The sequence below is a fragment of the Fimbriimonadales bacterium genome (assembly GCA_035559795.1).
GTDB lineage: Bacteria > Armatimonadota > Fimbriimonadia > Fimbriimonadales > ATM1 > DATMAR01.
Map to the genome: position 1 here is coordinate 703,646 of DATMAR010000003.1, position 21,609 is coordinate 725,254.

The following is a 21,609-nucleotide window of genomic DNA, read 5'->3' on the forward strand; positions in this document are numbered from 1 at the left end:
CGCCATATGCTCGTTCTTACACGAAAAGTACATCAAAGTATTATGATTGGAGACGATATCGAGGTAATCGTGCTCGATATCCGCGGTGAACAGGTTCGTATAGGTATTCGCGCGCCGAAATCAGTTCCCGTTCATCGTCAAGAGGTTTATGCACAAATCGTAGCGGAGAATTTAGAGGCCGCACGTACTCGACCTGAAGACGTCCCTCCTCCTCCCGAGGGCGAAAATTCTACGAATGAGCAAAAAAGAAATATTGTTTGAGTGAGATGTTTAGAATTTTAAAACGAACGATCCCAGCTAAGTGCCAGGATCGTGTTTGCGGAGGGTAGCGCACTTATATTAAGTTTGCGCGTAGGGTCCATAAACGTAATGCAAGCAGACTATTAGAGCACTATAGTTAGCCTTCTCTACCGAGCAACGAATCGGCCCGTAGTTTCTCATTTCCACATGGCAGACGGGTTGAGAAGAGGATATGTTCCAGACAATTGCTGGGGAATTTTAGGCTTCGGGGTCAACTTCGACCCTCAATGCAGGCTCGGCACTGGAGTAATCCCAATTGTCACAGTCGAGGCGCTTACAGTAAAGCATCCTCTGTTTTCTGCCATCCGCTGTTTCCACCTCAGCATGATGCGCAAAGCGGCATTCCAAGCATAAATCCGGCTCTAAAAGCCGCACGATTTTGAGTTCCCTTTTTGCCATAGCCCACGCCCTTTGGACAAATGGCTTGTGCCGCAAAACGGGGGTTGCAACGCGCGTCATCTTGCGAGTTTTCGTGTGGTCTGGTGAGATTACGGAGTCAAAGCAAGTACAATTTTATAAAAGAAGCATGGCTTTGCCAAAAGATGGCGGCATCGTTCGCGCCATCGAATTAGGAAAGGACGAAGAAATCTTATTTGGGCTCGAAAGTGATTTAACTGTTCGAGGGGATTTCGGCGCATCAGCATTAATAGCAACGAATTTGCGTTTATTGCGTTTAGAGCCAGAGGGTGACCAAATCGAATTCAATGGACGCGCGCGAGTTACTGCTGAATGGAACCTGCGTGAATTGCGAGACTTCGAGTACGAAGAACTCGTAGATGCGGGAGCATTAGTTGCAAGGAGGAATGGACAAAAAGTCGAAATTTTGCGGTGTTCGACGGCATACGCGGGGCAAATTGCAGCAGCGGCGAAACGTTTGAATGATTTCCTTTCCGGAAAATCGGTTTCCTTCTTTTACGAATCGAAGAGGATTTGCCCGAAATGTCGTCGTCCTCTTCCGAAAGATTCCGATATTTGCGAATCGTGTATTAGCAAAGGAAAGACACTCGTTCGTTTGCTCTCTTTTTTGAAGCCTTATAAACTCGCCGTTGCTTGCAGCATCTTTTTAGTGATTGCCGACCGCGTCGTTTCGCTGATTTGGCCGTATCTTATCGGCATTTTGACGGATAAGGTTTTAGAACCTCACAAATGGTCTCCGCTTTTTATCATTTTGATTGTAGGTCTCGTCGCTTCGCGAGTTTTGGGCACGATCATTCTCGTTCTTCGTGCTTGGCTTCATGGTTGGCTCGGTAATAAAGTTATCGTGCAAATTCGAGGAAAACTATTCGCACATTTACAACAGTTATCTCTCTCTTTCTACGACCGTCGGACTATCGGAAGCGTGATGTCGCGTGTAACGAACGACACCGGTGCACTGTATGACGTATTGGTAGATGGAATTCCGATTCTGCTCACGAACGGGTTGATGCTTATTGGTATCCCCATTGCGCTTTTATGGATTAACTGGCAAGTCGCTATTTGGACTTTGTTCCCTATCCCTTTCGTTTTGTGGCTCGTTAGGAAGTTCCGAAAGCAACTCGAAAGAACGTGGAGAAGGTACTGGCACAGTTGGGCTAGATTGAGTGGCGCACTGACGGGTGTTCTCAGTGGAATGCGCATCGTGAAAGCCTTTCGAGGAGAAGAACGCGAGATTAAACGATTCGGAAGGCGCATACAGGATTTGGCAGATACGGCGTATGCGGCAGAGACTGCATGGGCGAAATTTTTCCCCGCCATTACGTTCATGGTAAGCATCGGGACGATTTTAGTTTGGGTTGCGGGGGGGGTTGCGGTGTTGAACGAACGCATGACGTTGGGTCAATTGGTGGTGTTTTCGATTTACTTGGGGATGCTCGAAGCGCCGTTGCAAGTTTTAACGCGCGTAATAGATTGGTTGAGTCGTGGATTAACGGCAGCGGAGCGTGTTTTCGAAGTGTTAGATACTGTGCCCGATATTCAACAACCGAAAAATGCCGTGCGCTTGAAACAGTGGAAAGGAGGAATACGTTATGAGAACGTTCATTTCAGTTATGAAAAAGCACACGAAGTTTTGCACGGATTGAATTTCGAAGTGAAAGCGGGTGAGATGCTCGGTATCGTGGGTGCGAGCGGCAGCGGGAAGACCACCATGATCAATCTTCTTTTGCGTTTTTACGACCCTACGGAGGGGCGAATTCTCATTGATGGTGTGGATATTCGAGATTTGGATTTAGACGAATTTCGCCGGAACGTAAGTTTAGTACCCCAAGAATCCTATTTGTTTCCAGGCAGTGTTCGCGACAACATCGCTTATGGAAGACCGGATGCGAGCATGGAGGAGATTATCGCAGCAGCAAAAGCCGCGCGGGCGCATGACTTCATCGTCAAATTTCCCGATGGCTATGACACGTATGTCGGCGAACGCGGGCAACGACTATCGGGGGGGGAAAGACAGCGCATTTCCATTGCAAGAGCGATTTTGCATAATCCTCGTATTCTCGTTTTGGACGAAGCGACGTCGAGCGTAGACACGGAAACGGAACGGATGATTCAAGAAGCGCTCGCGAATTTGGTGGAAGGGCGCACAGTGATTGCGATTGCCCACCGTTTAAGCACATTGCAAAATGCAGATAGGATTTTGGTGCTCGAAGAAGGTCGCATTGCGGAAATGGGTACACATGAAGAATTGATGGAGAAGAAAGGACTTTATCATAAATTCGTTAACCTTCAGCAACAACTCGCAAAAATCCGATCAGAACTAATCGGCTTAGAACCAGAAGCGGCAGAAGAGGCTACGGTAGGATAAAACATACGACGTCAGACAGTCGGACAGTCGGACAGTTTACAATCGGGAGTAAAGAAAGATTTTTATCCTTTTGGCCATAGCCAGCCGAATGTTCCTGCGGTGAGAAGCCCGTACACAATCCCGTCGAATAAGTACGTCCAAAAGCATCTCGCATTGCCGCCGTACCAAATCATGTTCGGCATCCAACCTAAACAATACGACGCGACAGCCACAGAACCAGCGATTCGGAAAACTTCGAGATATTCTGCACCTGGTTTTAGAGAATGCCAAGTGACGTAGGCGACGAAGACTCCAACGAGCAGATTGAATAGGAACATCAACACCAAGTTTTTTCCCATATTCGTTGGGCCACTCCAAATCACCAGCATACCAACGGGACCTCGTTTCGTTTTTTCGATATAGGCAGGGTCTTTCATTTCCGCCATCGAACTGCACCACGGAAACATGTATTGGCCAGGAGGGTTACCGCTTGCCCGAATCGCATCGAGGATTTTATCCTCGTCCTTCAGACCCTTCCACTCCCCTTTATGGTGAGGGGAGACCACGTGCAGAATAAAACTGGCTATCCAAACGAATACCGCCGAAACGACAATAGGGAGCCACAATTCCTGAAGAAATTCCATTCTTACCTCCTCGTATGCTTTTAAAGGACGCAGGCAGGGTGTGAAAAGCACCAAATCATGACAAAATAGTAAAGATTCAGTCATAATAGAAGCATGTTAGAAATCAAGAACCTTCACGCAGGGGTCGAAGAAAAGCAGATCCTAAAAGGGATAAACCTGACCATCCGCGCCGGCGAGGTGCATGCCGTAATGGGACCGAACGGCAGTGGAAAGAGCACGCTCGCGCAAGTGCTCGCCGGGCGAGAGGAATACGAAGTGACCGAAGGGGAAGTCCTTTATAAAGGACAGAACCTGCTCGAAATGGACCCGGAGGTACGCGCGGGCGAAGGTTTATTCATGGCTTTCCAATATCCGGTCGAAATTCCGGGAGTTACGACTTCCTACTTCCTTCGCGCCGCGGTGAATTCCATTCGCAAGTACCGAAACCAACCGGAAATGGATCCCATGGAGTTTATGAGTTTCGTTCGTGAGAAGATGAAACTGCTTAACCTCGATCCTTCGTTTCTCAACCGTTCCATCAATGAAGGATTCAGCGGGGGGGAAAAGAAGCGCAACGAGATATTCCAAATGGCAGTATTAGAGCCGACCTTATGCATTCTCGACGAAACGGACAGCGGGCTCGATATAGACGCTTTGAAAATCGTCGCCAACGGAGTGAACACGCTTAGAAGTCCAGAAAGAGCATTTTTAGTGATTACGCACTATCAAAGAATATTGACCTACATCGTTCCCGATTTCGTGCATGTGATGGTGGATGGTCGAATCGTGAAATCGGGGGGGAAGGATTTGGCTTTGGAATTGGAGGCTCAAGGTTATGGCTGGATAGAAGAGGAGGTTTTAACAGGCAAAGTATGAGCGCAGAACTTATCGTCAAAGCACCTTCGTTTATAGACTCTTTCGAAAAGCACGTTGAACCTCTTTTCGATTCTGGACCTGATTTCGTTCGCTCTTTAAGATTGCGCGCTTGGAAGAGTTTTTTGGAACTCGGAATTCCCAGCACGAAGCATGAGGAATATAAATACACTCCTCTTCGAGGTCTCGCTGATAATGTATTTTCACCTGCTGAAAAAAGCCTCGAAGTCGAGGACTCGGGGAAAACGATTGTCTCAAACGTAAAGTCAACGAAACTTTTTTTCGTGAACGGTTATCTGGTAGAAGGAACGAAACTTCCTGATGGAATAATCGCATTGCCACTCGACCGCGCGATCACCGAAATTCCAGAAGAAATCGAAAAGGTTTTGGGCAAAATTGCACCCTGGGAAAAGCATTCTTTCGTTGCACTCAACACCGCCCATTTAGAGCAAGGGATTTTCATAAAGATTCCAAAAAATACAGAAATCGAGGAGCCGATTCAAATCGTTTTTCTAACGAAGGGCGCTCACGAACCTGTTACTACTCAGCCCAGAGTCGTAATCGTCGTAGAGCCGAACTCGAAAGCGGAAATTATAGAAAGTTATATCGGTGAAGGACTCTATTTCACGAATTCCGTCTCGGAGGTGGTGCTTGCCGAAAACGCGCAATTAGAGCACACGAAGATTCAAGACGAATCTACCGATTCGTATCATCTTTCCGCGATACAAGTCGTTCAACATGCAAACAGTACATATCTTTCTCACAATATCGCTTTCGGGGGGGCACTCGCTCGAACGGATTTGAATGTTTTCCTCGATGGGCAAGGCTGTCACTGCTGGTTGAACGGCGTGTATTTCAACACGGGGGAACGTCTCATAGACAATCACACACGGATCGACCATGCGAAGCCCGAATGTAATTCTTTCGAAGTGTATAAAGGAATTCTCGCAGGACATTCTACGGGGGTTTTCAACGGAAAAATTTTCGTGCATAAGGATGCACAAAAAACAGATGCGAAGCAAACGAACCAAGCGCTGCTTTTGCATCCTGCAGCGACAGTTTTCACGAAACCGCAATTGGAAATCTTTGCCGACGACGTGAAGTGCACACATGGGGTGACGGTGGGGCGCATCCAAGAAGATGCGATGTTTTATTTGCGCGCGAGAGGAATTCCGAAACATGTCGCAGCGCATATTCTCGTGTACGCATTCGCAAGCGAGGTGTTGGAAAAAATTTCCAACGAAGAACTTCGGCTCGCTACGGAAAAAGTTTTGTTCGACCGTTTGGAAGAAGCCTACACTCGTGGAGAAACGGAAGACCTTTGGGTAACGAAACGATGACACCGATTTCGACCGAAAACAAGCGCAAAATAGACGTGGAAAAAATTCGGAAGGATTTTCCTGCTCTGCATACTTCCGTCGAAGGAAGGCCTTTAGTTTATCTCGACAACGCAGCGACTTCTCAAAAGCCGCTATCCGTAATCGAAGCCACACGAGAATATTATATCAATCAGAATGCGAACGTACATCGTGGGGTTCATTACCTAAGCAGAATCGCTACCACGCTTTTCGAAGAGACCCGAGAGAAAGCGCATCGTTTCTTAAACTCCCGCTCGCCGAATGAAATCATTTTTACGAAAGGATGCACGGAAGCGATTAATCTCGTTGCGTATTCTTACGGGCGTGCGTTTTTGAAACCCGGAGACGAGATATTGCTCACGAACATGGAGCATCACTCGAATATCGTTCCTTGGCAATTAGTCGCGGAAGCAACGGGTGCGAAAATTCGCGTCATTCCCATCAACGATTGTGGCGAACTTTTGCTCGACGAATTCGAGAAGATGCTTTCCGAGCGAACGAAAATTGTCGGTTGCGTCTATATCTCTAATGTGCTCGGAACGATAAATCCTATTAAGGAGATTACGAAAAAAGCACACGAGGTAGGCGCAGTGGTTCTGGTGGATGGAGCGCAGTCCACACCTCATTTGCGAGTAGACGTGCAAGACCTTGACGTAGATTTTTACACGGTATCCGGACACAAGATGTACGCCCCTACTGGGGTAGGAGTTTTATATGGAAAACTGGACTTGCTCGAAAAGATGATTCCCTATCAAGGTGGGGGGGACATGATTCGAACAGTTTCTTTCGAAAAAACGACTTACAAAGAGCCTCCCCACAAATTCGAAGCAGGGACACCGAATATCGCCGGGGTCGTTGCGATGGGCTCTGCTATAGATTATATAGAGAATTTAGGAATGGACGCAATTCAAGCGTACGAAAACGAACTTTCGATATATGCACACGAAAGAATCGCAGAAGTCCCCGGAATCCGCGTAATTGGAACAGCGAAGGAGAAGGCGGGGTTGGTTTCTTTCGTCATGGATTGCGCACATGCTCACGACATCGGGACGATTTTGGATAGCGAAGGGATTGCCGTGCGGGCGGGACATCATTGTTGCATGCCGCTAATGGAGCGGTTCGGAATTTCTGCAACCGCCCGTGCCTCTTTAGCGTTTTATAACACGAAGGAAGAAATAGATATACTAATAAAAGGACTTTATAAAGTTCGAGAGATCTTTAAATAACGATGACCGAACTGCGAGAACTCTATCAAGAAGTGATACTCGACCATAACAAAAGGCCGAGGAATAAAGGACGTTTGCAGGAGTATACGCAACGTTCCGTAGGTCACAATCCCCTTTGCGGCGACATCGTAACGGTGTATCTCAAAGTCAACGACGGTGTAATCGAAGAAATTTCATTCGAAGGGGAAGGCTGTGCGATTTCCACCGCGAGCGCTTCTCTTATGACGGAGGCGGTAAAGGGCAAAAAAATACGCGAAATAGAGACTTTGTTTTCGAAAGTTCATGAGATGCTTACCGTGGACGGAGCCGATGAAAGCCTCGGTTCGCTTGTTGCACTCGCCGGCGTGCGTGAGTTCCCGATTCGTGTGAAATGCGCGACTCTCGCATGGCACACTTTGCAAGCCGCTTTGCGCAACGAAACTACACCTGTGAGCACAGAATAGAGAAGAAAAAATGCCAAGCAGAATTCCAGAACAACCGAAAGAACCCGAAGAAAATCAGAATCCGATGGATACTATCTCCAAATCTTTATTAGAAGGGGAAATCATCGAGGCTTTGCGAAAAATTTACGATCCGGAAATCCCGGTCAATATTTACGATTTAGGTTTGATTTACGACATCACTATTAAAGAGGATGGTTTTGTTCACGTTCTCATGACACTCACCACTCCGCATTGTCCTGTCGCTGAGATTCTTCCTAAAGAAGTCGAAGCAGCAGTCAGGGGAGTGAAGGGTGTAAAGGATGTTTATGTCGAATTGACATGGGACCCGCCGTTCACGATAGATAGAATGTCGGAAGAGGCGAAAATGCTTTTAGGACTTTGGTAAACGACTATGAAATTTAGTACACAAGAAGAATACGGATTGCGATGTTTATTGGCTATTGCCAGGGTACATCCTGACCGGAGCCTTACGATTCCAGAAATCAGCAAATCGGAAGGCTTGAGTGAAGCGCATGTTGCCAAGTTGCTGATGATTCTTCGCAAGCATGGCTTTGTAAAGAGCACGCGAGGGCAGTCCGGAGGATATATGCTCAGTCGTTCTCCGAATGCGATTCGGGTAAGCGAAGTTCTTTCTGCATTAGGTGGAAAACTTTTCGAAAACGATTTTTGCGAAAAGCATTCGGGCGCGCAAAATATTTGTGTGCATGACAGCGCATGCAAAATCCGTTCCTTATGGGCTCGAGTGCAACTCGCAGTGGACAAGGTGCTTTATGAAATTACTTTGGCAGACTTGTTTTCGCCTTTGTCGAGCGAAAACGTCGAAAGAGACAATTTGATTCCTATATCTATAAGGACTAGCGAAACATGAAATCGGAAAGCATAGGAAACCAGGAAAACATCGTTGAAGAGAAAGCGATGGAAGAATTTCCCGTGAGGCTTACCTCTTCTGCTCTCGCACACATTGCGAAAATTATGAAAAAAGACGGTCGTCCCGAGGCATTCTTGCGAATCGGGGTCAAAGGGGGGGGATGCTCTGGTTTCGAATATGTTTTAAAAATCGATACTCAGCCGAGTCCTTACGATATCGAACAGGAGTTAAACGGGATTCGCGTAGTTTGCGATTCCAAATCCGCGGTCTATCTCAAAGGAACGATTCTCGATTACACCGGCAACCTCATAGGCGGAGGATTCAGATTCGATAACCCCAATGCCAAACGAAGTTGCGGATGCGGAACGAGTTTTACTCCTAAAGAGCAGGAATGACTCTATTAAATTACGAAGAGGCTCTTGGAAAATTAAAGAAAAATCTCGCTGCTATCGAGGAAACAGAAAGCGTTTCGCTGGCAGAAGCCGCCTCACGAGTTTTAGCGGAAGACATTTTTGCGGAGATGCCTTATCCTTTATTCGATAACTCCGCTGTGGACGGTTATGTATTGGGTCATCCGGTGGACAAAGAAACGCCATGGAAAGTTACGGGTGCTATTTATGCAGGCGAAACTCACTCGCAGGACATCGAGGCAGGTTGTGCGCTTCGCATTTTCACCGGTGCGCCGGTTCCTCCCGGTGCGTATGCTGTCGTAATGCAGGAAGAGGCGGAAGTTCGAGGGGAAGAAGTCATATTTACGAAAGGTATCCCCCCCCAAGGTGCAAATATAAGGCGAAAAGGGGACGATTTCAAGAAAGGAACGTTGTTATTGCAGCGAGGGACAGAACTCAACGCTGGCGCTTTGTCTCTCATCGCTTCGCAGAATAAAACTTCTATCGAAGTTTTTCGCGTGCCGAGAATTGCGATAGTAGGTACAGGGAATGAACTCGTAGAACCGGGTCGAGAACTTCCTCCAGGGCATATTTACGATACGAACCGCATTATGCTCGAAGCTTTGGTTAAGAAAGAAGGTTGCGAAGCGAATTACGTTCACGTTCCCGATGACGAGAACGAACTGACGAAATGGTTAAAGAAGTTCGCAGAGGAATGCGACATGATTCTCGTTACTGGGGGGGCTTCCGTGGGCGAACACGATTTTCTTCCTCGAATTGTCGAAAAGGCTGGCAGAATCGTTTTTCACCGTGTGGCGATCAAGCCGGGTAAACCGTTTTTATTCGGAAAAATCGAAGGAACTCCCATCTTCGGTTTGCCGGGAAATCCCGCGAGCGCATTCGTCTGCTTCGAAATTTTCGTGCGAGAGGCGATTCGAAGAGTTTCAGGATGTAAGGATGCTGCTCTGAAGTGGATGAAAGCGAAATATTTAGACGAGCATTCTCCACATTCGAGAGATGAATTCATCCGTGCGCGATGTGAATATGAAAATGGCGAATTCGTTGCGAGAAAGGTGCGCGAGCAAGGCTCATTCGGCTTGCGTTCTCTTGCGGATGCGAATTGCTTAGTGAGGATTTCTGCGAATTGTTCCCATACACCAGGCGATTCGCATCCGATACTTTTACTGCGGTAAGGTTTTTTGGGCTACGTACTTATTAAAGTTGGGCTACGAACTTATTAAACAAGAAAGAGGCTCCGTCTTTTGTAGCAGCGTTTTTTACTGAACGTCTTCGGGCATTTCGGCGAACCTCTTTGCCCGTTTCTCCTCATATGTCGCATTCGACATCGAGAATCTCAATGTGCTCATCCGGTTGTTCCGGATATTGCGGCTTTTTGGAGTGCGCTCTGTCCCGATTCATCATCGAGACAACTCTTTCAGACAGGAGCCTCTTTTTGGAGGCTATGCCTTTTCTGATTCCGCATTTCGGTTTTCACCGATTACGGCTTGCAATTCGAAGTCTTTAGCTCGGTTTCCCGAACTGCGGCTTTTTCTCGCTTAGCCGTTTTTCTCGACTTACGTCGAGATGCTTTTATCAGAAAGGCAACAGCCTCCAATTCCTACTGTATCACAGATTTTTTGAAATGCGACAAAGAATTTTCGCTTTTTTATTTAGCGGAAAGCGTGTTATCTACGGCTTTTCGGCATAGTTTTCCGCATACTTTTCCACAAAGATATCCACAAATCAGGATTTTTCTTCTTTGTGGCTCGCTCCCGACCTTGCAGCGAAATACATTCGTACCCCTTTACCGCTAATTACAGAACCGACAATGCTCATCACGAGCAAAAGCCCAATTCTGAAAACGATATGCCCGAATGCAGCGCCCAATTCCGTTACATCGGTGTTTTTCCGAGAAATAATATCTTCCGGCTGTAAAGAAAACATAAGAAGTGCTTGATAAAAAGTGAAAAGCAAAAGGGCGATCCCCAAGAGGAAAACCGCAGCGCCAAGTGCTGCACCGATCCAGTCTGTGCGTCGTGTTTCCTCCACTTATATCAACCTCGAATTATCGGGCGATCTCCAATCGCGTAGGACGCAAGTCCAACCTATCGCCGCCATCGTCTTTCGAATCTACCCCGACGCTATATAAAACGTAGTCGCTTCCTCGTGGAACGTAAAGAAAATCCTTCCCGGAAAATGGGTCTGTTCTCAACCATTCTGGAAAGTTCGATAAATCATTAGGGAGAGTTTTGCCAGCCTTTACCCTCGCCATCAATGCCGCATCCAACGCCATCAAACGCATTTTCGCGTGAGTTTCTTTCCATAAAGGTAGAAGGTACTGTGCGGAACGAAAATAATGCGCTGCAAAGCGCTTCCAAGGTCGCTCTTTATTCTTCGGTTCTCGATTCAGCACTTGTCGAAAATCGTAGTTCGCTCGAGAGACGTTTCGAATTTCCTCCTCCGCTTCTTGTGCGAAGCCATCGAAGTATCGAATTTGTTCTTCATAAGGACGAGATTTGAGCCTTTCGAGATAATCTACTGCAGGTTTTAATTGATTTCCTACTTTTGTAAATTTTTCTAAATCACCTGCAAGATAGGCATCTTGAATGGATTGTACGACTTGAAGCATCGTCGCGCGCTCGTGGCGTAAAACGCTCTCTAATGTCGGCGCAGATTGTAAGATGTGCACATAACCTTCATACAACGAACGCAAATCTCGAGAAGACATTTTGGGAAACGCTTTCCAAATCGGAATAGATGCATCGTTTACGAGCGTCAATCCTAAGTTGGCGTCAATTGCATCACCTCCGCTGATGTCTACGCCAAACCTCGCACAACGCAAAAAAACTGCGACTGCATGGGAGTAATTTTCCGATACAAGAGCCTCCTCGATTTGCCACTTCATTACTTTCCCTAAAAAACTCCACCCTCGTCTTTCTTTGGGGGGGTCGAAGGGCGAATAAGGGGTAAAAACGAAAGAGACTCCACTTCTTTGGGCTCGCGCAATCTTTTGCAAAGCGGCGGCGCATTTTACTATCGCGCTTTGCTTTTGCCCCAAGGTCCATTTCGTTCTTTTCAAAAGTTTAAGAGGCAGTTGTTCGACATCTTTCGCTGCCTGCTGATAAAGCGCAAATCCCGGACTCGGAGAATCCGGAACGTAACCTTCTAAGCGGTTTGGAAATGGAGGAGCGGGGGGTTTAGAGCACCCTGCGAAGAGTGCCAAAGCGCATAAAGCGAAGACCGTTTCGCGTAATTTTGGCTTCCCTGCCACGAACATTAGTATACGTTAATTACGTAATTCAGGGAGGTATTCTAACTCCTGTAAATCCAGATGAAAGGAGTCATCCTTGCAGCGGGGAAAGGCACGAGGCTTTATCCCGTTACCCACTATATCCCTAAACCACTTTTGCCTTTAGCGAACCGCCCGACCTTGTATTACGCGTTCGATCGTCTAAAAGAAATCGAAGCGACGGAACTTTGCATCGTGGTGGGGGAAAATGCAAAAGCCATCGAGGATGCTTTGGGAGACGGGAGTTCTTTGGGTCTTTCCTTGACTTATGCCATTCAAAGCGAACCAAAAGGGCTCGCTCATGCGCTGTCTTTTGCGAAGTCGTTCTGTGGCGACGAGGATTTCATTTTATATTTGGGGGATGCAGTTTATAGCGAAAGTTTCGTCGAACTTTATCATCGCTTTCGAGAATCGCGCTGTGCGAATCTCAATATGGTTATGGAGGTGAACGACCCGGAAAGATTCGGAGTTGCTAACGTCGAGGGAGAAAGAATCGTAAAACTTGTCGAAAAACCCAAAAAACCCGAGTCGAATCTCGCAATGGCGGGTGTGTATTTTTTCACTCCGCGAATATGGGACGTTCTGCCCGATTTGAAACCGAGCGCAAGAGGAGAATATGAAATTACCGATGCAATTCAACTCCTCATCGAACGAGGAGAGCTCGTTTTGGCAGGACGTTATCGAGGAAAATGGTTCGACACTGGTACGTTAGACTCTTATCTCGCGTGTTCTGCATTTTTATTGAACAACGGTGTTCTCGTGGGGGGGAATTCCGAAGTGATTGGACAAGTCGGAGACGCGGTTTGTATAGGGGAGAATGTTCGGCTCGAATGCGTTTCCATTACCGACAGTGTGATATTGCCTCAGAGCAAAGTTCGTGTAAATGGCTCTATCGAGCACTGTATTATCGGGGGGGAAATCGAAGAAGAGGCTTCGTTGAAGGGTCGAATTCTATACGGAGTGAAAAATTAATAGTTATTAATAGTTAATTATTTAGGTCGCGCCTTACGGCGCTCCTACAGGTTTTCGTTGCTTTTCAAAGGGGGTGTAAATGGAACCAGCGATTAAGAAAATGGTGCCCGAAATTTAAGGAAGTGGTGCCAGGATACCTCTTTGCAACAATGCGATCAAGACAATGCCTAATAGAATCCTGTAAACGATAAATATCCAGGTCGTATGCCGCCGAAGAAAATGCAATAAAAACGCAATCGAAGCGTAACCCACGATAAATGCCGCTAAGGTGCTCAGAAAAATATTCCCCACCCCTACTTCGAAAAGCCTTTCCCGTTGGTCATAAATTTCGAACAATCCCGCCAACAAAATCGCTGGAAAACTCAAGATGAAAGAGAACTTCGCGGCATCGGAACGTTCGAATCCCAAAAACAGCGAGCCCGTAATCGTACTTCCACTTCGCGAAACCCCCGGCACGAGCGCCAAGGCTTGAAAAAGCCCGACAATCCATCCATCGAGAGGTTTAACCGTGTCGAGTTTTCGCGTGTGTCGAGCAACCCATTCTGCGAATGCGAGCAAGATTGCAAGTCCTATCAATGTCCATGCGATAACGTAAAGGGAACGAAATTCACGCTCGATTTGCTCTTTCAAAAGAATACCGAAGACAACGATGGGAATCGTCCCATAAAAAACAGCCCATCCGAAACGCGCCTCTATACTTTTCGCCGTATCACCCCCCCGCAATCCGCGAATCCATCCCACAAAAATTCTCCCTATCTCGTTGCGGAAAAATAAAAAGACAGCGAGGAGGGTGCCGAGTTGAATCACGGCAGTGAATGCCGCTCCGGGATCTTTCCATCCGAATAATTCGGGAACGATACGAACATGCGCCGTACTGCTTATCGGCAAAAATTCCGTCAAACCTTGCACGACACCTAAAACCAACGCTTCGAGGAGTGTCACTATTAAGAAATCATGCCGTAAGTTTCACCGCAAGTACGGCGGCAGTGCATAACAAAATCGCGAAAATGTACAAAACCCAGGCGGCTTGCGGTTGAGTCAAGCCCCATCGCAGCAAGGAGTGATGAATGTGTCGTTTGTCCGGTTTGGTAATCGGCGCGCCGCTTCTCAATCTCCGAATCACGACGACGAATGCATCGAGGACCGGAACCCCGAATAAAGTGAGAGGCACCAAGAACGCAACGGCGGCTGCGGTCTTTACCACTCCGTCAACACTCACGGCGGCGAGATAGAACCCCAAAAACTGCGCTCCTCCTGTTCCCATGAAGATCTTGGCTGGATGATAGTTGTATCGCAAAAATCCCAAACAAGCTCCGACCGCGGAAATACTCAACACTCCAATCAAGGGTTGTTTGTTCAAAGCCAAAACGAACATGGTCATCGCGCTGATGGCGGCGATTCCCGCTGCGAGACCATCTATGCCGTCAATCGTATCCATCGTCTTCGCAATCACGAAAACGAAAATAGCGGTGAAAAGAACGGAATTCAATTCGCTGAATCCGATGAAACTTCCTGGCGTACCCGGTTTACTGAATGGTCTTGTAATCCCTTCGATGCGAATGTTTCCCATATCCGGATGCGCTAAAGCGATCCCGCATCCTATGAGAAAAAGCGCTTGCCAGAAAGGGGAAATTTGATATCTGTCGTCTAAGATTCCGAAAAGAACAATCAGTGCACCGATTCCCATAATCCATAAAGACTTCGTAGTGTATGGTCCTACGAGATGGGCAGTCGCCGCTTTCTGCGACATAGGATAAACAACGAGCCACGCGACTAAAATCGCAAGATAAATCGCTATCCCCCCCCAGCGTGGTGTCGGCTTTTCGTGGACGCGCCTTGGGTCGCCCGGCATATCGATTGCTCCGAATCTCTTAGCCAACCGAATAACTAACGGAGTTGTCAGAAAAGCCGTAACCAAAGACAAAAAAAACGCAGTTGCGAAGGTCATACGGTTTCGAATACAGGTTCTAACTTTCCGCTCACGAAGCGGTAGAGTTCGACGCCCGCTAATCGAAAGAGAGTCAAAGCGAGTTCGTCCGGATAATCTCCTTCGAAGACGATTTTGCGGATACCCGCATTGATAAGCATTTTCGCGCAGGAGCTGCAAGGTTGGCAGGTCACGTAAAGCGAAGCGCCTTCACAAGAAACGCCGTTCAATGCGGCTTGGGCGATTGCGTTCTGTTCCGCATGGGCTGCGAGTTGACACCTTTGGGTGATATCGCAACCGAACTCTTCGCAGTGAGGAACACCGCGAGGGGCTCCGTTGTATCCTGTCGTAAGGATTCGACGGTCTTTCTCGATGACGGCACCGACACTGCGCCGTAAGCAAGTGGCGCGTGTGCTCACGGTGCGGGCAATTTCCATGAAGTAGGCATCCCAGGATGGGCGTTGAGGCATCATAACGAATTATAGAACGGTATGCATTTTCCCCGAAAAAGAACAAGTTTTTTGGTGAACACAGTTCCTTGGCACGAAGTCTGTATGGATAAGGAGAGCAAGGTTTGAAAGGAGAGTTTTGATCCTTGCCTCCTTTATTGGTGCAATAGCCCCGCATATGAAGAGGACCCTGCGGGGCTTTTTTCCGGGTGATTTTGCTCTTATTTGTCGGCAATTGGTTCTCTTTTTGCGCTTCGCAGCCATGCTTCCCTGCCTTACTGCGCTCCTACGAGTTTTACTCTTTGGAACGATTTAGCGCTTCTGCATGTCTTGAAACGACATGGCAGTCATGAGGTTTGTCTTTTGAATGACCAGCCTTTCATGGTTTATACTTTGTTTATACTTTTTGCATGCGCCCAGGTGGTGGAATGGTAGACACAGGGGACTTAAAATCCCCCGGGGCAACCCGTGCGGGTTCGAATCCCGCCCTGGGCACCAAGAATGTAGGAGCGCTGTAAGGCGCGATAAAGAATCACCACAGAAATTGAAATCAAATTATTCGCTCGCGTTTGTCGGTAATTTATTTGATTTTTTTGTATTACAAAAATTAATTCGTTCGTATTAAAATTAGAAACTCAAAACAACAAACAATACAAAAAGGAGAATAAAAAAATGCCGGCAAGAAGCAAAGCACAGCAAAAGGCTGCGGGGATGGCGCTCGCAGCAAAGCGTGGCGAAATAGACGAATCGAAACTTGCAGGGGCAGCCCGACAAATGCACGATTCAATGACCGAAGAGCAATTGGAAGAATTGGCTTCTAAGGATGTCGAGGAATTACCTGCGAAAGTCACCAAAGAATCGAAAGAACCCGCAAAAGCAGAAGAAGTAGCGGGAGAAACTCTCGAAGTCGCACCGAAAAAAGCCATCAGCAAAGGCAGGGGAAGACCTGCAAAAAAGGCGGCGAAGAAAGCAGCGAAGAAAGCGGCAAAGAAAGTAGCGAAAAAAGCAGCGAAAAAGGCGACAAAAACGAGAGCAAAAAGTGTAGCGAAAACCAGAGCGGGAAAACGGAGCAAGAAAGCAAAGAAGAGCAGAAGATAAACAATTTTCGTATTTCGACGCTGCGGAAGGAGCCCATGGAGTTTGGTGGGCTTCTTTTTTCTTATTTTTCTCTTACTGCTTTGCCAAGCGCTAAGCAGGGCTTATTGTTTTGTATAAACGTGGCGTTTGCTCGCGCTACTCATAGAGAACTCTATTTTTCTCGTACCAAGTCTTTTTCGAGAACATAACTCGCAAATTCGATTTGCCTACCCCCCTTAGAAAACATGCGGGAGAACACGCAGGCAAAAGCGTTGACTGTGCACGCTATGTAGAGGATGAAAAGGAGACCGCTACGAATGCCTTGCGATAGTCTGTGACGCTTTTGTGACGCTTTGTAGAAATAATGATTATTCAAAAGGGGTTATGACCTAAGTCATAAGGGCTTTTCCGATTGACAAAGAAAACCCCCAATACCGAATAGGAGAAGAACTTATGAAAAACCTTTTGACAATATGCACAGCAATTGTCGCACTTATATCGGTTGTCATCAATTGGTCTGTATTGCATAGAGACGTTTCTGCACAAGAGCGAACGTTGACGATGTTCGGCAGTGTAAAGGGGAAATCCGTCCCCGACGGCTATGCAGAGTTGGCGTTCAACTTCTTCGACAAAGACAGGGAGGTTCTTGCATACCGGAGCATTTCAACTGCAGTGGTAGAGGATGGAACTTACACTGCGTCTTTGCCAGCGGATGGACTCACAGAAGGGAAAGAGTATTACGTTTTGGTGACAATGCCGAACGTGGTTCCGGAGAGTCTTCAGGAGCAGCAGCGTGATGCTATAGGCGTCGTTTTGCTTCAGTCGGAGACACCAGGAATTCAGCAGACGGGTCATGTGAACATATCGGGGACTCTGATTGCGGGCGCGATAAAGACGAATGCAATAAAGACGGATGTATTTTGGATGCCCACAGGAGCGGCTGCGGGTCGTGTTCTCACATCGGATGCTTCTGGAAATGGGACTTGGCAGGCACTTCCTCCTCCATCGGGAGCGGCTGGTGGCGATTTGTCCGGGACGTATCCTAATCCGTTGGTAGACGGTTTGCAGGGTAAAGCAGTTGCGAGCACTGCTCCGAGTTTAGGTCAGGTTCTGAAGTGGAATGGCAGTGCATGGTCGCCGGGTACCGACCTACAGGATGCCTTTTGGCAAGCCTCAGGAAACGACATCTTTTACAATGCAGGCAATGTGGGAATTGGCGTGAGTAGTCCTGCTTACCGCCTGCATGCGGTAACAGGTACCGGAGATCGCGCCATCTACGGGCTCCACACTGCTACCAGCGGTATCGCTTACGGGGTATATGGGCAAAGCGACAGCACATGGGGCACGGGCGTATATGGCTCAGCCAACGCCACGAGCGACACCAACTTCGGCGTGTATGGGAGAAGCTACAGCACCTCTGGCACGGGCGTGTATGGCTTAGCCAGTGCCACCAGCGGCACCAACTACGGCGTGATTGGGAAAAGCATTAGCACATCCGGGTACGGCGTGCTGGGCACTGCCACTGCCGAAAGCGGCACCACTTACGGTGTATATGGGGTAAGTGACAGCACTTCCGGCAGAGGCGTCTTTGGCTGGGCGAACGCCACCAGCGGCACCAACTATGGGGTGTATGGGAGAAGCGACAGCCCCGATGGCTATGGAGGCTTCTTTATTGGACCCGGCTACTTCAGCGGCAACGTCGGCATCGGCACGACAACCCCGACCAACCTGCTCCACCTTCAGGGCGCTGGAACGAACAGCGGAGGCGTGGCGGGCTTTGCGGAAGTGGTGCTGCGCGCACGCAATACGAACGCTAACTCCCCCACGGCTCTCTCCATTGATGCACAGACCGGTCAGGATGCTATTCTCTATTTAGCAGAGAATGGCGTAGCGCAGTGGAGCATTCGCAGTCATGCACTTAAAGACACGTTTGAGATTGGTCGGACATCCGTCCCTATGTTCACGATTGACAGCACTGGCGATGTGGGGATCGGCACGCTCCCCTTGTATCGCTTGCATGTGGAGACGGACGTCGAGGATCGGGCAATCTATGGGCATCAGAGTAACACCAACGGGTTCACCTACGGGGTGTATGGGCGAAGCGACAGTCCCGACGGCACGGGCGTGTTTGGCATAGCTACCGCCACAGGCGGCTTCGCCTACGGCGGGTATTTTGAAAGCGCCAGCACATCCGGCAGGGGTGTGGTTGGCAAAGCCACCGCCACCAGCGGGTTCACCTACGGGGTGAATGGGGAAAGCCACAGTCCCGACGGCTCGGGCGTGCATGGCTGGGCATATGCCACCAGCGGCGCGGCCGCCGGTGTGTATGGGCGAAGCTCTAGCCCCTCTGGCTGGGGGGTGAAAGGGGAAGCCTTACACAGCAGCGGCATCAACTACGGGGTGTATGGGGAAAGCTACAGCACCTCCGGCACGGGTGTGTATGGCTTAGCCAGCGGCTATAGCGGCTTTACCTACGGCGGTCGGTTTGAAAGCGAAAGCACCGACGGCAGGGGTGTGTTGGGCAATGCCACCCGCCCCGTCGGCGCTACTTACGGGGTGTATGGGCAAAGCATGAGCGCCGACGGCTATGGAGTCTTCGGCTGGAAACCCTCTGGAGGTTCCGGTTATGGCGTTTACTATGGGAACGGACTAGCAGGCTATGGCACCAAGTCGTTCCAGATGGACCACCCGCTCATGCCTGAAACCCACTACCTGAATCACTTCTGCACCGAAGGTCCGGAGCCTTACAACACTTATCGTGGAAATGTCGTCACGGACGCGAAGGGTTACGCCACTGTTACCCTTCCATCCTACTTCGAGAGCATCAACCGCGACCCCACCTATCATCTCACAGTGATAGATGATAGCGATGACTTCGTGCTGGCGAAAGTAGTGCGCGAAATTCAGAACAACCAATTCGTTATCCGCACGAGCAAGCCGAACGTAAAAGTCTCCTGGGAAGTGAAGGCGATTCGCAACGACCTTTGGGTTCAGAAGTATGGGTTCAAGACGGAACAGGAGAAACCTGAGGTGCATAAAGGCAAGTATCTGAGTCCCGAACTGTACGGGATGCCGAAGGAGTACGGAATTCACTACAACCCGGATGTAGAGGGAAGGGAACGAAGCGCGCGGAACGTCGAATCCCGCCGCGTTTCTGAGTCAACTCGTCCATCCGCATCAAGTCCTCGTCGCGTGCCCTCGCAGAAGACTCGCTAAGCGGAACTTGCATACTTATCACACCGCCGCCGGAAGGCGGTGCTGACTTCGGCGGCAGTTTGGGTCTTGCTTGCTTATGCGCTAAAGCATAAATGTCCTGCTAGTAAAAGAAAAAGTCTATAGCGAAAAAGTTTTGCAACGGCTTGGGAAAGTATGAGGTTCTACAAACGCTGCCTTCTGAAAAGGACAACGGAAAAGCAACTGTATAATTTTTGTGATTCCTGAGCAGAAAAGAAAATAAAGCTTCAGATAGCAAGCGAATCGCTGATACATTCTTAGAGTAATCTTCAAAAAACTCTATGAGAAGAATATTGTTCGTCTGCGGGGAGAACGCTGGTAGGTCTCAGATGGCAGAGGCGTTTTTCAACAGATATTCCGAGCAAACAGATTATAAAGCGGAAAGTTGCGGAACAGTTCCTGCTGGGAAAATACATGCTACGGTAATCGAAGCGATGGCGGAAAAAGGAATAGATCTTACCTCCGCTCATCCGAAACAATTCGATCCGAGCACATTGCATAACTATGACCGTATCATTTCTTTCGGTTGTTTAGTAAAAGCGACTTTACCGGCAGAGGTTCGGGAAAGAATCGAAGACTGGTACATAGAAGACCCGCGCGATAAACCTCTCGAGGAAGTGCGCAAAGTTCGCGACGAAGTGGAAAGAAGAGTCAAACTATTGATTGCAGAGTTACGTAGTTCGGCTTAGAACTTGCTGATTAATATTCTTTTGCAGGTCGCAAAGTTTAGTTACTATTTTTAAAAATAAAATTTGCTCGTCGCAAACTTCTAAAAGCCAAAACTACTAACTCGCTACGAAGCGGAAAGGGGTGGATATTTTCGCTTGGATACTCGATTAGGAGTAACTATTGCCGGTAAATCGGAGTAGAAAAGAAAAAGGACAAAGCGTCCCTATTTAAATCTCACTCTTATAAGAGGTGGAGAACATGAAGAAGTTAATGTTACTGACAGGGGTCTGTTTCCTGACCATAGGATTTTCACCTATCAATAGCAACCCTATGGCAAACCGCCTCGTCAAGCAACTCGTGGCTGATGTCCCTCACAACGAGAAGGCATTTTCCGAGCTCATCGCTATGGGTAGAACCGCTGTTCCAGCGCTTATCAACGGAATGGCGAGTTATGATGAGATGATTCGAACGCAATGTATGCGAGCGCTTGTGCGAATAGGCACACCAGCAGAGAGACCGTTGATGGATGCATTGAAAAATCGTCCGGAATGGCGCGTTCGAGCGTGGTCTGCTTTAGCATTGGGTGAAATGAAATCCAACGTTGCAGTGGACACACTCATAGACAGCCTGAGATATGACAACCATTGGTGGGTGCAATGCGAATCGGCACTCGCTTTAGGGAAAATCGGCAATGAGCGAGCAATCCCGGTTTTGGAAACCATTTCGCAAGACGGTGACGAACGTGTCAATTATCGAGCGCGATTCGCTTTAGAGAAACTTCGAGAATAAAAAATTTCTTCGTTAGTTTTTCGTTAGCGGGTTTTTTCCCGCTATTTTTTTGTTTTGGGTATGCAATCGAATTCAACTTTCTTGGTAGGGCGTGCAGGATTCGAACCTGCGACCCGCTGATTAAGAGTCAGCTGCTCTACCAGCTGAGCTAAGGGTGCACGAGGCGAGGCGCCGGAACGCGTCCGACGGGCCGTCATTATATCGGCGGAGCCTCCGCGCGCAAGAGAAATTTCTGCAGCCGGCGGCCGGGCCTTCAGAACGAGCCGAGCGAGAACGTGAGCGCCACGTTCTGCGAGCGATCGCGCGGGTCGAAGTCGTAGTCGAGGTTCACCGCGAAGATCTCCCGCCGATCGTAAGGGTCG

At 48.4% G+C, this 21,609-nt stretch carries 22 protein-coding genes and 1 tRNA gene; 16 read left to right on the forward strand and 7 right to left on the reverse strand.

What is annotated here, in order from left to right; all coding sequences use genetic code 11:
* The first annotated feature begins 6 nt into the window (after positions 1 to 6).
* Positions 7 to 261, forward strand: a complete 255-nt coding sequence (gene csrA, locus VNK96_03935; protein ID HWP30865.1) for a carbon storage regulator CsrA — start codon at positions 7 to 9, stop codon at positions 259 to 261.
* 237 nt (positions 262 to 498) lie between these two features.
* Here csrA and VNK96_03940 read toward each other — a convergent pair whose 3' ends face one another.
* Entirely contained in the window at positions 499 to 699 is a 201-nt protein-coding gene (locus tag VNK96_03940) for a hypothetical protein (GenBank protein ID HWP30866.1), read from the reverse strand.
* 127 nt (positions 700 to 826) lie between these two features.
* Here VNK96_03940 and VNK96_03945 point away from each other — a divergent pair, with 127 nt between their 5' ends.
* Positions 827 to 3,082, forward strand: a complete 2,256-nt coding sequence (locus VNK96_03945; protein HWP30867.1) for an ABC transporter ATP-binding protein — start codon at positions 827 to 829, stop codon at positions 3,080 to 3,082.
* Between the two features lie 62 nt (positions 3,083 to 3,144).
* Here VNK96_03945 and VNK96_03950 read toward each other — a convergent pair whose 3' ends face one another.
* A complete protein-coding gene (locus VNK96_03950; protein HWP30868.1) occupies positions 3,145 to 3,705 on the reverse strand; it encodes a hypothetical protein in 561 nt (186 codons plus the stop codon).
* A gap of 93 nt (positions 3,706 to 3,798) precedes the next feature.
* Here VNK96_03950 and sufC point away from each other — a divergent pair, with 93 nt between their 5' ends.
* From sufC to glp, 8 genes are read left to right on the forward strand one after another with little or no spacing between them, the layout of a single operon-like run.
* A complete protein-coding gene (gene sufC / locus VNK96_03955) occupies positions 3,799 to 4,560 on the forward strand; it encodes a Fe-S cluster assembly ATPase SufC (GenBank protein HWP30869.1) in 762 nt (253 codons plus the stop codon).
* Positions 4,557 to 5,897, forward strand: coding sequence for a Fe-S cluster assembly protein SufD (sufD, locus tag VNK96_03960; protein HWP30870.1), 1,341 nt, complete (start codon positions 4,557 to 4,559; stop codon positions 5,895 to 5,897). Before sufC ends, sufD begins: the two co-directional genes overlap by 4 nt.
* Complete coding sequence (locus VNK96_03965; protein HWP30871.1) at positions 5,894 to 7,141, forward strand: cysteine desulfurase; 1,248 nt, start codon at positions 5,894 to 5,896, stop codon at positions 7,139 to 7,141. The genes sufD and VNK96_03965 overlap by 4 nt, the downstream gene beginning before the upstream one ends.
* A gap of 2 nt (positions 7,142 to 7,143) precedes the next feature.
* Positions 7,144 to 7,584 (forward strand): SUF system NifU family Fe-S cluster assembly protein, encoded by a 441-nt coding sequence (locus VNK96_03970; protein HWP30872.1) that lies wholly within the window; start codon positions 7,144 to 7,146, stop codon positions 7,582 to 7,584.
* A gap of 10 nt (positions 7,585 to 7,594) precedes the next feature.
* Entirely contained in the window at positions 7,595 to 7,969 is a 375-nt protein-coding gene (locus VNK96_03975; protein HWP30873.1) for an SUF system Fe-S cluster assembly protein, read from the forward strand.
* Between the two features lie 6 nt (positions 7,970 to 7,975).
* Positions 7,976 to 8,452 carry an Rrf2 family transcriptional regulator gene (locus VNK96_03980; protein HWP30874.1) on the forward strand — a complete coding sequence of 159 codons (477 nt, stop codon included), beginning with the start codon at positions 7,976 to 7,978 and terminating at the stop codon, positions 8,450 to 8,452.
* Positions 8,449 to 8,847 carry an iron-sulfur cluster assembly accessory protein gene (locus VNK96_03985; protein ID HWP30875.1) on the forward strand — a complete coding sequence of 133 codons (399 nt, stop codon included), beginning with the start codon at positions 8,449 to 8,451 and terminating at the stop codon, positions 8,845 to 8,847. Before VNK96_03980 ends, VNK96_03985 begins: the two co-directional genes overlap by 4 nt.
* Positions 8,844 to 10,034: a gephyrin-like molybdotransferase Glp gene (gene glp, locus VNK96_03990; protein HWP30876.1), complete on the forward strand. Its 1,191-nt coding sequence runs from the start codon at positions 8,844 to 8,846 to the stop codon at positions 10,032 to 10,034. Before VNK96_03985 ends, glp begins: the two co-directional genes overlap by 4 nt.
* Positions 10,035 to 10,584: 550 nt before the next feature.
* On the opposite strand, the gene VNK96_03995 is transcribed toward glp, so the two are convergent.
* Both VNK96_03995 and VNK96_04000 read right to left on the reverse strand, forming a co-directional pair.
* Positions 10,585 to 10,890, reverse strand: a complete 306-nt coding sequence (locus VNK96_03995; GenBank protein HWP30877.1) for a hypothetical protein — start codon at positions 10,888 to 10,890, stop codon at positions 10,585 to 10,587.
* 16 nt (positions 10,891 to 10,906) lie between these two features.
* Positions 10,907 to 12,112 carry a hypothetical protein gene (locus VNK96_04000; GenBank protein ID HWP30878.1) on the reverse strand — a complete coding sequence of 402 codons (1,206 nt, stop codon included), beginning with the start codon at positions 12,110 to 12,112 and terminating at the stop codon, positions 10,907 to 10,909.
* 60 nt (positions 12,113 to 12,172) lie between these two features.
* Here VNK96_04000 and VNK96_04005 point away from each other — a divergent pair, with 60 nt between their 5' ends.
* Entirely contained in the window at positions 12,173 to 13,102 is a 930-nt protein-coding gene (locus VNK96_04005; protein ID HWP30879.1) for a sugar phosphate nucleotidyltransferase, read from the forward strand.
* Between the two features lie 114 nt (positions 13,103 to 13,216).
* On the opposite strand, the gene uppP is transcribed toward VNK96_04005, so the two are convergent.
* The 3 genes from uppP to VNK96_04020 are packed head-to-tail and all read right to left on the reverse strand — an operon-like array spanning position 13,217 to position 15,502.
* On the reverse strand, positions 13,217 to 14,044 hold the full coding sequence (gene uppP / locus VNK96_04010) for an undecaprenyl-diphosphatase UppP (GenBank protein HWP30880.1): 828 nt from the start codon (positions 14,042 to 14,044) through the stop codon (positions 13,217 to 13,219).
* A gap of 10 nt (positions 14,045 to 14,054) precedes the next feature.
* On the reverse strand, positions 14,055 to 15,050 hold the full coding sequence (locus VNK96_04015; GenBank protein HWP30881.1) for an MraY family glycosyltransferase: 996 nt from the start codon (positions 15,048 to 15,050) through the stop codon (positions 14,055 to 14,057).
* The gene (locus VNK96_04020; GenBank protein ID HWP30882.1) at positions 15,047 to 15,502 is read right to left on the reverse strand and encodes a dCMP deaminase family protein; all 456 of its coding nucleotides are present in this window, start codon (positions 15,500 to 15,502) and stop codon (positions 15,047 to 15,049) included. The genes VNK96_04015 and VNK96_04020 overlap by 4 nt, the downstream gene beginning before the upstream one ends.
* A gap of 390 nt (positions 15,503 to 15,892) precedes the next feature.
* On the opposite strand from VNK96_04020, the gene VNK96_04025 reads away from it, so the two are divergent.
* From VNK96_04025 to VNK96_04045, 5 genes are all read left to right on the forward strand, one after another.
* Positions 15,893 to 15,976: transfer RNA gene (locus VNK96_04025), tRNA-Leu, on the forward strand.
* Positions 15,977 to 16,150: 174 nt separating this feature from the next.
* Positions 16,151 to 16,576, forward strand: a complete 426-nt coding sequence (locus VNK96_04030) for a DUF3008 family protein (protein HWP30883.1) — start codon at positions 16,151 to 16,153, stop codon at positions 16,574 to 16,576.
* A 444-nt stretch (positions 16,577 to 17,020) separates the two neighbouring features.
* Entirely contained in the window at positions 17,021 to 19,771 is a 2,751-nt protein-coding gene (locus tag VNK96_04035) for a hypothetical protein (protein HWP30884.1), read from the forward strand.
* Between the two features lie 299 nt (positions 19,772 to 20,070).
* Entirely contained in the window at positions 20,071 to 20,478 is a 408-nt protein-coding gene (locus tag VNK96_04040) for a hypothetical protein (protein ID HWP30885.1), read from the forward strand.
* A gap of 238 nt (positions 20,479 to 20,716) precedes the next feature.
* Positions 20,717 to 21,247, forward strand: a complete 531-nt coding sequence (locus VNK96_04045) for a HEAT repeat domain-containing protein (protein ID HWP30886.1) — start codon at positions 20,717 to 20,719, stop codon at positions 21,245 to 21,247.
* Positions 21,248 to 21,609: the final 362 nt, after the last annotated feature.